The organism is Aminipila butyrica (genome assembly GCF_010669305.1).
Taxonomy (GTDB): Bacteria; Bacillota; Clostridia; order Peptostreptococcales; family Anaerovoracaceae; genus Aminipila; species Aminipila butyrica.
The window spans coordinates 1,609,743-1,621,456 of record NZ_CP048649.1; the positions used below are offsets into that span (position 1 = coordinate 1,609,743).

The window sequence follows — 11,714 nt, forward strand, 5'->3', positions numbered from 1 at the left end:
GGAAAAGTGGTATACTATCCTATAGAAAAAAGCGGAAATGGTGAACGCAACGATTCTGATTTTCGCAGGGGCTTATAGGTTTGCTCAAAAAAATAAAAACAGGGGGAAAAAGAGATGCTCGTATCCATGAAAAAGAAGTTGCTTTTATTTGTACTAGGAGGTCTGCTGGTTTTCAGTCTGCCTGGCTGGAGTTTTGCAGCAGAAAAGAGTGAATCCAGTGAATTTAAAGTCGTGGGTTATTATTCGGGAGACTTGTTTAACGAATCCGTCGATAAACTTCAGACGGACAAGATGACCCATATTATGTATGCTTTTTTGATTCCCAAAGAAGATGGCACGGTGAAACCGCTGAAGAAGCCAGAGCAGCTGGCAGCGGTGGTGGAAAAAGCACACAAGGATGGCTGTAAGGTATACATCGCCTTGGGCGGCTGGTCTGACGAAGGGGTGCCCCTTTCAGGGACCTTTGGGAAGGTAGCAGCGGATAACACCCTGCGGGCTAAACTGATTAGCAGTGTAGTTCAGTTTACGGAAGATAATCAGCTGGACGGAGTAGAAATTGACTGGGAATACCCGGATGCCTACACCTTAGGCAATTATGAAAAGCTGGTGGTGGAGCTGTCCAAAGCCTTGGCAGCCAAGGGAAAACATTTGACCGCAGCGGTGAATGGGGCTTGGTCTGCTACGGCGGGACCAGAGGTGTCCCAGTTGATGACAAACACCTGCTTGAATTCCTTTGAATTCATCAATGTTATGAGTTACGATATGAACAATCAGGAGCACAGTCCTCTGTGGTTTGGCAGTACCTCTATCGGTTATTGGCTGAACCGGGGCGTTTCTCCGGACCGAATTGTGTTGGGCATGCCCCTCTACGCAAGGCCGAGCTGGATGCAGTATCGGGACATCGTTCAGCTGGACGCTGCCAATGCGTATAAGGATTATGCGGCTACCAGTCCCTTGGAATCTTACTACAATGGGTTGAATACGCTGCGAGAAAAGACTTCCATCGCGTTGAAAAACGGCGGAGGAGTGATGTTCTTTGATGTAAACGAGGATGTAGATTGGCGGGATCCTCAGCTGGGAAGCTATAGTGCGGTGACAGAAGTATATAAGACCGTGGAAAACGCCAGGGGGTTGACTAAGGCCGAGCGGCAGAACGCTGTAACGGTGGTGCTGGATCGGCAGGTCATGGGCTTTAGCAAGGCCCAAGGTTTAGGCATGCCTTTTTTAGATGAAAACCATCGGACTATGGTGCCTATGCGAAAGCTGCTGGAAAGCATCGGTGTAGAACTGACTTGGGACAATACTGTCAAGAAAGTGACAGCCGTAAAGACTTTGGCGGCTAACAATGAGTATCCGGCAGGCAGGATGATTACCGTGGAGGCCGCCATCGGTGAAGATTTCATTACTGTCAATGGAAAGACGGTGAAGATGGACACGGCAGCGGTTATTCGAGATGGCCGGACGTACCTGCCAGTACGGGCAGTGCTGGAAGCCTTCGGTTACGGTGTATCCTGGAGCGATGCCAGCAGCACCGTTTATGTTCAGTCCCCGTCTTAAGTTGTGGCAAAGGGCTTGTACCTCTTGTTGGTGTGGTACGAAGAGACTAGCAAAATTCTTCCTCATGTTCTTTAAAGAACTGGTGGTAGAAGCGGACGTTTTCCAGCTGGCTCCAGTGACAGGAGCGAAGGTCAGCCGTATCTAAGTTGTAAATACTGGCATCTAAGGTGCCTAAAAAAAATGGTGAATGAGTGGCGATGATAAATTGACAGGATAGAAATCTCGCCCACTCATTTATTTTTTTTGCCAATAATACCTGATTTTGCGGGGAAAGAGACATCTCCGGCTCGTCCAGAATGTAGAGAGAATCTGCATAGATGCTGTCTTCAAAAATCTGCAAGGAGGTCTCTCCGTTGGAGTATTTTTCCAGGGCAAAGCGAATTTCATCCAGTCGATTTTTACAAGCCCAGGAATGCTCATACTCCGCCAGCTTTCCCAGGGAAACCCCTGCCAAAAACTGTTGGTATAGATGGCTTTCCACCAACAGAGAATCCTGTTGAATCTTTTTTACTTCGTAGAGGATGTCTTCACTTTTGATGTAGCGGCTATGAGGAGAAAGCGTCTGGAAGCTTCGGCCTTGGTCGTCCTCGTTGAAGGTAAAGCTGCACTCGCCGATAAACTGCTGGAAATACTGGAAATCTCCACGGATGGTTTCCGCTCCTTTTATTTGGAACTTATTGGCCATGATGTTCAGTAAGGTGGATTTGCCGGAGGCGTTGTTGCCATATAGAACAGTGATGGGACCAAGGGGCAGATAGCCCCAGTCTTTGTGCTCAAACACATTGTAAGGGTACGCATTGGTGCGTTCTATTTTGTGGGTAGAGATTTGAAATCCATTTATATAAACCATCGTGTCTATTCCTCCGTCTATGGTGATAATCTTCAAATGAGAACTTATGTTCTGAAAATAGTATAAGCCATATGGAAGCAGATAGCAACAGGAGATTTTCGCAGGAGGGGTAAGACGCCTATACAAAAACGAGAAAATAAGGTAAAATAAAGCATATACCTACAGGAGAAACCTGTGGGACGGAGGAAAACGTGATTATCAACATACCGATAGATGTGGAAAAAATAATAAGCAGGCTGGAGGCTGAAGGATTTGAAGCCTATATCGTAGGGGGCTGTGTCCGGGATCAGCTGCTGGGAATTGTTCCAGAGGACTGGGACATCTGCACCTCTGCCAAGCCGGAGCAAGTGGTGTCTTGCTTTTCGGATTGCAGGCTGTTGAATACAGGAATCCAACATGGCACCGTGACCATCCTTTTAGGGGGACAGGCCTATGAGGTGACCACTTACAGGCAAGATGGCACTTATATGGATGGCAGGAGGCCGGAGGAGGTGGCGTTTGTCACCTCCCTGGAAGAGGACTTAGCCCGACGGGATTTTACCGTAAATACCTTGGCTTATAACGCGCGGAGGGGACTTGTAGACCCCTATGGTGGATGCAAGGACTTACAAGCTAAGCTAATACGCTGTGTAGGGGAGCCTGGGGAACGGCTGCGGGAGGATGGGCTGCGGATTATCCGAGCCTTGCGCTTTGCTTCTGTGCTGGGATTTTCCATAGAGGCGGAGACGGCCAGAAGTCTTCATAACAGCGGTTCGTTATTGTCCATCGTAGCGGTAGAGCGAATTCAGACAGAGTTCTGCAAGCTGCTCTGCGGGCAAGGGGTTAAAGGGGTGCTGGAAGAGTACCGGGATATAATTGAAGTATTTTTACCGGAACTAAAGCCGATGGCGGAGTGTCAACAGCACAATCCCCACCACTGGTATGATGTGTGGAAGCATACCTTAGAGGCGTTAGGACACACAGAGGAAAGCTTAGTTGTCCGGCTGGCTGTACTTTTACACGATGTAGCCAAGCCGAGAAGCTATACCTTCGGAAAAGACGGGGTGGGGCATTTTTATGGTCACGGGGAGCAGGGAGCCACCATGGCAGAGGCTATATTGAAACGACTTAAAATGGATGGACAAACGGTTCGGGAGGTCTGTCAGCTGATCAAATATCACGATGCAGAGGTGGGAGAAAGCGGTCCCTTGATAAAAAAATGGCTTCACAAGTTGGGACCAGTGCAGTTTGAACGGCTGCTGCAGGTGAAATATGCCGACATTATGGGTCAGTCAGATTATCTTCGGGAACGAAAGCTGAACATGCTGGGCGCTATCCGCAGGAAGCTGCTGCAGGTGTTGGAGGAGGGGCAGTGTTTTTGCTTAAAAGACTTGGCGGTAAATGGACACGATCTGATGGCTCTGGGGATTCCAGCCGGGAAAAAGGTGGGAGAGCTGCTGGAGAAACTATTAGAGCAGGTTTTGGAAGAACAGCTGGAGAATACCAGAGAAACTTTACTCCAGGCAGTGAAAAGGTTGTGAGCCGTCAGGTAATATAACAGGATAAATCAACTACTAATCAGAAAAAAGACAAAAAGTTGGGATTAGGGCTGGAAAAGTCCTATGTAAATAGTGCATAATAGAAGATAAGGTATAACGGGGGGAATGCTTCGTTATGGTAATGAACAAAAGGGAGGACATTATGAAAAGGTTTTTTTCTATTTTACTTGTTTTATCTTTGATTTTGGCCAGCAGCGGCATCTCCATGGCGGCCAGTTCAGCGGACAAATCGTTGAGCAAGCTGTCGGTCAGCAAAAGCAAGAGTACCAGCTCCAGTAAGGTTTATGAGCTGTTTCCGGAGTTTGATGCAAAGATTGCAGATTATTACGTATTTTTACCGAAGGGCGCAGATTCGGCCTACTTATACATGAAGCCCGACAGTAGCAAATACACGGTATATTGCGATGGAAAAGAAGTGGATGATGACGACGACTATTACTTCCAACAGGAAGACATCGACGACGAGGATCAGGTGAAAATCGTAGTCCGAGATAAAGACGATAAGAAGCTGGACACTTACACGGTAACCTTCTTCTGCGGGGATGAGGATGACAACGATGAAGATTACTTAGATTCCCTGTCTATTCGAGAAAAGACGGGTAAAGATTCCTACTCGAAGGTAAGCTTAAAGGAAGATTTCTCTAAGAAAACGAAAGAATACACCGTTTCCATTGGTGAAAACGATTACGACGGCGCGCGAATTTATGCAGAGGCTGAGGATTCCAAAGCCCATGTATTGATTAATGGCCAGTTGTTAGAGGACGACTACTTGGATGTTGAATTGTCCAAGGGCAAGAATGAATTTACCGTTGCAGTTATCGCTGAAAATTGTGAGGATTCCCAAAAGTACACCCTGACGGTGACCTACAAGGGAGGTAGCAGTAGTTCCGACGATAAGGCGGCAGAAGCCATTATTACAGCCTTAAGTGCAAAGGACAACAACGGCAACACCATTTCTCTGAGCCCAGCCTTTAATTCAGGAAAGAAAAATTATACTGGCAGCGTAGGCAGCAATGTTCAAAGTGTCAGCTTCTATTTGACAGCGGACTCCGGCACTAAAATGTACCTGAACAACACGGAACTGAGCAACGCGGTGTGGAGTCAAAATTACAACCTCAATGAAGGACCGAATAATTTTGCTATTACGGTTTACTTAACGGGGGATACGTATGATATCAAGACTTACAGTGTGATTGTTTATAAGCATGCAGCTAAGCTGGAGACCATGGTCAGCATTCAGAATATGAATGTAAATGGGATATCTAAGCAGTTGAATGCGTACAATATCAGCGGCAGCAATTTTGTCAAGCTGCGGGATATCGCCAGCATATTGCAGGGAACCAACAAGCAATTTTCCGTAGGTTATAATGAGGCAACCAACGCTATTTCTCTGTTATCCGGTGGATACTATACGGCTAACGGCCAGGAAAACAAGGCTTTGACGGCAGCCAAGGAGATGATGATTTCCATTCAGACCATTACGCTGGACAATCAGGTCATGGGGATGACTTCCTACAACATCGACGGAAGCAATTATGTTATGCTGCGAGATTTGGCCTTGCTGTTAAATTTTGGACTGTCTTATAACTCGGCTACAGATACGATTCAAATTACGACCAGCAGCAACTACAGCCTCAACTAAGGCTTATTCACTAACTCTACAAAAAAGTAACAAGTTAAAATCAATTTAAATTAAGATAACCTTCATACAAATAAGGGATAATTTTTATATCGGATAGATGAAAAAAGAAGCCGATGTGTTATTCCTTATGACGTATGGAGGTTTATTTTATGAAAAAGATGTTTTCGGGATTTCTTTCACTGTGTTTAGTGGTTTCTTCGGGCTCTATGGCCTTTGGGGGAACTACGGCAGACGAGTCTCTGAGCAAGCTGCTGGTCAGCAAAAGCTCTAGCACCAGTTCCAGCAAATTGTATGATATGTTCCCGGCCTTCGATCCGGAGATTGCGGATTATACCGTTTTTCTGCCGGATGGAGCCGACTCAGCCTACTTATATATGAAGCCTGACGATAGCGACTACACCGTATACTGCGACGGAGAGGCGATTGATGAAGACGATGATTACTTCGCGTTGATAGAGGATATTGATGATGGGGATGAAATTGATATCAAAGTAGAAGACGAAGACGGAGACGGAGACACGTTGGATACATACACGGTCACGTTCTACTGTGGAGACGAGGATGACAGCGATGATGTGTACCTAGATAGCCTAGTGATTAAAAATAAAACAGACAGCGGAACCTACACCGAAGTGGAACTAAACAAAGACTTCGATGAGGGCACGACCTCCTATACTGCCGATATCAGTTCGAACACGTATAAGACCGCTCGGATATATGCAGAGGCGTCTGATACCGATGCCCATGTGTTGATAAACGGTGAACCGGTCAACAGCAGCGGCTATGTGGAGCTGAGTCTGCAATCTGGGAGCAATAAGATTGAGGTGACTGTGGTGGCAGAAAATTGTGAGGATACGAAGACCTACATAATCACCGCTGCCTATGAAGAAAATGTGGAAGCCGTGCTGACCGGGCTTGCCGCCAGAGACGGCGGGAGCAATACGGTATCTCTCAGCCCGACCTTCTATTCGAGCAAGGAAAATTATACCACCAATGTCAGCAACAGCGTGGACAGCATCAGCTTTTATCTAAGCACGGATGAGCTGTGTAACCTGTATATCAACGACGTGGTTCAGAGCAGAAACGACTGGACCCAGAATTACATATTAAGCGAGGGAACGAACACCTTTAAAGTTGGTGTCAAGTCTACTACAGGTACTAACGAGGTCAACACGTATACGATTAGTGTGTATAGGCAACCAGCAAGCCTGGAGGCTAGCGTCAGCGGTCAAAAGATGACCATTGATGGCGTATCCAGAGAGCTAAACGCCTACAATATCAATGGCAACAACTTTGTTAAACTGCGGGATCTGGCTAGTTTGTTGCTTGGAACCTCCAAGCAGTTTTCCGTCAGCTACGATGAGACCAGCAATCGGATTGCTCTTTTGAGTGGGGGGTATTATACCTCGGTAGGACAAGAGAACATGGCTCTGGGACAGGCTAAGGAGATTGCAGCTTCCCAGCAGTCGGTATACTTGGATAACGGCCAGGTCAGCCTGATGACTTATAATATCGATGGAAACAATTATGTGATGTTGCGAGACGTAGCCATGCTGTTGAACTTTGGTTTGAGTTATGATTCGGTCTCCGATACCATTCAAACCCAGACCACCCAAAGCTATTCAGCCAGTTGAGACAGCTCCTTAAGAAAATGTCGGAAGAGCTCCTTCATTGACAAAAAAGATGGGATTTAGTATAATTGATTTTATCGTTGAAGTGGTGTGTTACAGGCAAACGCCACCAGAGAGTGTCGTCAAGAAGGTTCTAGCGGAGAGAAAGTGTTGAATATGAAAGATAAAAACCAATTACAAAATCAGATCTTCCAGGCTGATCAGGAAGAGCATGGACACAGCCACACCCATGAAGAGGGGCACAGCCACGCTCATGCGCACCCTCATCAGAACACCAAAGCCGTACTTAATCGTCTGTCTCGAGCCAGCGGACACCTGGAAGCTGTCCGACGCATGGTAGAGGAAGGAAAAGATTGCAGTGAGGTGCTGATTCAACTGTCTGCTGTGATTGCGGCCTTGAACAACACGGGGAAGGTCATCCTCTCCGACCACATCACCAGCTGTATTGTAGACGCCGTGGAATCCGGTGATCAGACGGCTATTGAAAACCTCAACAAGGCTATTGATCGGTTTATTAAATAAAAAGTGAATTCAAGCTTTATAAAGCATAAAAGTCTGTCGGGCTGAGCTCGGCAGACTTTTTGTGTACTCGGAAAAAATTGGCTTATCTCTCCAGGCCTATCCCTATCCGGGGCATAGGACTAGGGAGATAACTTGGACCGCTGTGTCACTTCACCAGATTAAACAGGCGAAAAATGCAGGTTTTTGGCAGATAAAAAAAGAAAAAACTTTTATCCCCCGTGGCGGCTTGCGGAGAAACAGGATTCCGCTATAATAGTCAAAGAAGCTTGAGAACGCTGTTTTTCAGCGCATTTTGATACCAGCCGAAAGGCAGGTTGCCAAAATTTGCTTTAAGTGAGATAGCAATATATCAAATTGAAAGAAGGAGATGTACATGAATAAGAGAAAACTGATAGGACTGTTGATGGTTTTAGTCTTGACCCTGACTGCGCTGTCAGGCTGCGGAGCCGGAAACAAAGAGACGGCTCGGGAGCAGCGAATCGCTGGGGATGAACTTATTGTAGCCATTGGGGAAGAACCAGAGAGCGGGTTTGATTCAACGACAGGGGGACATGGTTCTGTTACAAAGGTATTTTTTTCTACCCTTTTTCAACGGGATAAGGAGCTGGGTTGGACAAACGACTTAGCTACCGGTTATAAGGTGTCCGATGATAAGCAGACCTGGATTGTAACCATCCGAAAGGACGCTAATTTTACAGATGGCACACCGGTAACGGCGGAAGATGTTATTTATACGTATGGGACGGCTAAGGATTCTGGATCGGATATTGACTTGACGATTATTAAGAGCATGAAAGCTCTGGATAACAAGACCGTGGAGTTTCAGCTGACCAGACCTTACTCTCCGTTTATAGAACGGCTGGCTTATCTGGGCATCGTACCAAAACATGCTCACGATGAGAACTTTAAAGATCATCCAATTGGTTCTGGCCCTTATAAATTCGTTCAGTGGGACAAGGGCCAGCAGGTTATTGCTGTAGCTAACGAGGATTATTACGGCACTGCACCTAAGATAAAGAAATTGACCATGGTGTTCCTCGACACGGATACTGCTTTTGAAGCGGTGAAGAGTGGAACCATCGATGTGGCTCAGATAAACGGGAACCTGGCAGGACAAAAAGTGGAGGGGACTCAAGTTATCGATATTCCTAGCATCGAGTGCTATGGTGTGAACTTCCCGATGGTAGCTAATGAAGGCAAGCCGGCGGAGGACGGAGCAGTCATGGGCAATAATGTAACCAGTGATTTGGCCATCCGAAAGGCATTAAATACGGCAGTAGACCGGGAACAGATTGTTTCGGGGGTACTCAACGGCTATGGCAGTGTATCTACCACTGGCTTGGAAAAGATGCCTTGGCTGAACAAAGACACCGTACTTGAGCCTTCCGAATACGGTGACATTGAAAGCGCAAAGAAAATTTTAGCTGATGGTGGTTGGGCAGATGCCGATCAAGATGGCGTTCTGGAAAAGAACGGACAGAAAGCGGCCTTTAAGCTGTTGTATACCGAGGGTGTTTACCGTCAGGAAATGGCTTTAGAATTCATTAAAGTGGCCAGCCAAATTGGCATTGAGATTGAGTTAAAAAAGGTTACCTGGGATACGATTTTAGCAGACATTCATCAAGAAGCCGTCTTCTATGGTTTTGGTTCAGGGGATCCGTCGGAGCTGTACAACCTGTATTACGGCGGCAATGCCGGTGGGCCTGTGGCTTGGGATAACTCAGGCTGCTATGAAAACCCGGCAGCAGACGCGGCGATCGACAAGGCGCTGGCAGCTACGGATGAAGCGGAGGCACTGCCTTACTGGCAGGAAATGCAGAAATATACTTCTGCCAGAGGGGACGCTCCTTACTGCTGGCTGGCTAACGCCAATCACGTGTACCTGGCACCAGAGGGATTCAGCTTTGGAACGCCGGTCGTTCAGCCTCACGGAGGACGAATTTTCGACAATGTGGCGGAGTGGTCCTGGGAGAAGTAAGGTAGAGTCATAAAGACATAGGGGTACAAGGTATTTTCTTTGGGGAAATACCTTGTGCTTTTAGTAAATGGAGCATATATGAAAGTCAATGCAGGAAATTTTATATTAAAAAAACTGATTAAATTAATGACGCTTCTGGTTGCCATCTGTATTCTGACCTTTGTGTTGATGGAACTATCGCCAATCGACCCGGTGACGGCTTATGTGGGAGCCAGCACGAAGGTAGGAGCAGAGCAGCGGGTCTTAATTGCAGAGCACTGGGGCTTGAACAAGCCGCCGGTAGAACGATTTATGAGCTGGTTCCTTTCCTTGATGCAGGGGGATTGGGGCACTTCGATGATTTATCGGAGAACGGTGCTGGAGGTTATCGGACAAAAGTTTATGTCCTCCTTGGCCTTGATGGCCATGGCTTGGGTTTTATCCGGAATAATCGGTTTTGCCCTTGGCATACTGGCGGGCATAAAGGAAGGAAAGCTGGTGGATAAGCTGATTTGTGCCTACTGTCACTTGCTCATATCCACCCCTACTTTCTGGTTGGGGATTCTTTTCATGATGATCTTTTCTGTGAAGCTGGGGTGGTTTCCCGTGGCCATGAGCGTGCCGATCGGCATGCTGGCGGAGGATGTGAGTCTGCTGGACAAGGTCTCTCATTTGATTTTACCGGCGTTGACCTTGAGTTTGCTGGGCGTGGCGAACATTTGTCTGCACACCCGAGAAAAGACAGCCGATGTCATGAGAAGCGATTTTATTCTCTTTGCAAGAGCCAGAGGTGAAAGCAGCAGGAGTATCGTCTATCATCACGTCATTCGCAATGTATCGCTGCCGGCTATCACCCTGCAATTTCTTTCTTTTAGCGAACTGTTCGGCGGGGCGGTCTTTGTAGAGCAGGTATTTTCTTATCCGGGGTTAGGCCGAGCTGTAGTTCAGTCCGGATTGCGGGGAGACTTGCCTCTGCTCATGGGCATTGTCATCATTAGCTTAGTCTTTGTCTATGTGGGAAATCTGATGGCAGACCTGATGTATCAAGTAGTAGATCCGAGAATGAGAGAGGGGCACAGGGCGTAATGGCAAACAAAGCATATAATATAGAAGAAAAACGCCGAAACATAGAGCGATTGGATTTGGACAGGCCTGCGGGGACCTTAGACATCGGGGGGCTATCCTTGGGTATTCGGGAACAAACGCTGGCTTCCGTGGGGATGCTGGTTCTAGTTTTTCTGGGGGTGCTGTTGGCGGGAAGTCTCATTGGTGTGGATTCCTTATATGTGGACTTAAGTCAGATATTTCGCCCGCCGGGAGCGGACCATCTCTTTGGTACCGACTGGGTAGGCAGGGATATGCTGCTGCGGACTTTGAAGGGATTAAGTCTGAGCATGAAGATTGGGCTGTTATGCTCGGTAACCAGCAGTTTGCTGGCCATGCTTTTAGGTGTGGGAGCTCCGCTGCTGGGGGGAAAGGTTGATGCTTTGATTTCTTGGCTCATCGACTTGACCTTGTCCGTGCCTCACACCTTGGTGGTCATCTTGATTTCCATCGCTTGCGGGGGAGGCGTACGGGGCTTGGTCATCGGCATTACGGCCACTCACTGGACGTCGTTGACCCGGGTAATTCGGGCGGAGGTTATGCAGCTTAAGGAAGTGGAATATGTGAAGATATCCAGGAATCTGGGTAAAAGCCGCCTCTTTATCGCCAGGTATCACGTACTGCCTCATATTATTCCGCAGTTGGTAGTGGGCACGGTGCTAATTTTTCCTCACGCCATCCTTCACGAAGCGTCCATCACTTTCTTGGGGTTTGGCTTGCCGGCCCATCAGCCGGCTATCGGGGTGATTCTTTCTGAATCCATGAAATATCTGACCAGCGGGAAGTGGTGGTTGGCCTTTTTCCCAGGTCTCAGCCTGGTATTGGTGTCTATCATGGTCAACAACTTGGGACGAAATATAGAAAAATTGCTGGATCCCAAATCAGCGAATCGATAAAGAGGAGGTATCTCGGG

At 47.4% G+C, this 11,714-nt stretch carries 9 protein-coding genes; 8 read left to right on the top strand and 1 reads right to left on the bottom strand.

Annotated elements, in window-relative coordinates:
- Positions 1-126: 126 nt before the first annotated feature.
- Positions 127-1,557: a glycosyl hydrolase family 18 protein gene (locus Ami103574_RS07650; RefSeq protein ID WP_163066261.1), complete on the top strand. Its 1,431-nt coding sequence runs from the start codon at positions 127-129 to the stop codon at positions 1,555-1,557.
- 46 nt (positions 1,558-1,603) lie between these two features.
- Here the strand turns inward: Ami103574_RS07650 and Ami103574_RS07655 are convergent, their stop codons facing one another.
- Positions 1,604-2,407: an AAA family ATPase gene (locus Ami103574_RS07655; RefSeq protein ID WP_163066263.1), complete on the bottom strand. Its 804-nt coding sequence runs from the start codon at positions 2,405-2,407 to the stop codon at positions 1,604-1,606.
- Between the two features lie 191 nt (positions 2,408-2,598).
- Between Ami103574_RS07655 and Ami103574_RS07660 the strand changes: the two genes are divergently transcribed.
- From Ami103574_RS07660 to Ami103574_RS07690, 7 genes are all read left to right on the top strand, one after another.
- A complete protein-coding gene (locus Ami103574_RS07660; RefSeq protein ID WP_163066265.1) occupies positions 2,599-3,927 on the top strand; it encodes a CCA tRNA nucleotidyltransferase in 1,329 nt (442 codons plus the stop codon).
- 160 nt (positions 3,928-4,087) lie between these two features.
- Positions 4,088-5,587: a cadherin-like beta sandwich domain-containing protein gene (locus tag Ami103574_RS07665; protein ID WP_163066267.1), complete on the top strand. Its 1,500-nt coding sequence runs from the start codon at positions 4,088-4,090 to the stop codon at positions 5,585-5,587.
- 149 nt (positions 5,588-5,736) lie between these two features.
- Positions 5,737-7,221, top strand: coding sequence for a cadherin-like beta sandwich domain-containing protein (locus tag Ami103574_RS07670; RefSeq protein ID WP_163066269.1), 1,485 nt, complete (start codon positions 5,737-5,739; stop codon positions 7,219-7,221).
- 153 nt (positions 7,222-7,374) lie between these two features.
- Positions 7,375-7,740: a metal-sensing transcriptional repressor gene (locus Ami103574_RS07675; RefSeq protein WP_163066271.1), complete on the top strand. Its 366-nt coding sequence runs from the start codon at positions 7,375-7,377 to the stop codon at positions 7,738-7,740.
- Between the two features lie 373 nt (positions 7,741-8,113).
- A complete protein-coding gene (locus Ami103574_RS07680; RefSeq protein ID WP_163066273.1) occupies positions 8,114-9,718 on the top strand; it encodes an ABC transporter substrate-binding protein in 1,605 nt (534 codons plus the stop codon).
- Between the two features lie 78 nt (positions 9,719-9,796).
- Positions 9,797-10,783, top strand: coding sequence for an ABC transporter permease (locus Ami103574_RS07685; RefSeq protein ID WP_163066275.1), 987 nt, complete (start codon positions 9,797-9,799; stop codon positions 10,781-10,783).
- Complete coding sequence (locus tag Ami103574_RS07690) at positions 10,783-11,697, top strand: ABC transporter permease (protein WP_207710530.1); 915 nt, start codon at positions 10,783-10,785, stop codon at positions 11,695-11,697. Before Ami103574_RS07685 ends, Ami103574_RS07690 begins: the two co-directional genes overlap by 1 nt.
- The last annotated feature ends 17 nt before the right edge of the window (positions 11,698-11,714 follow it).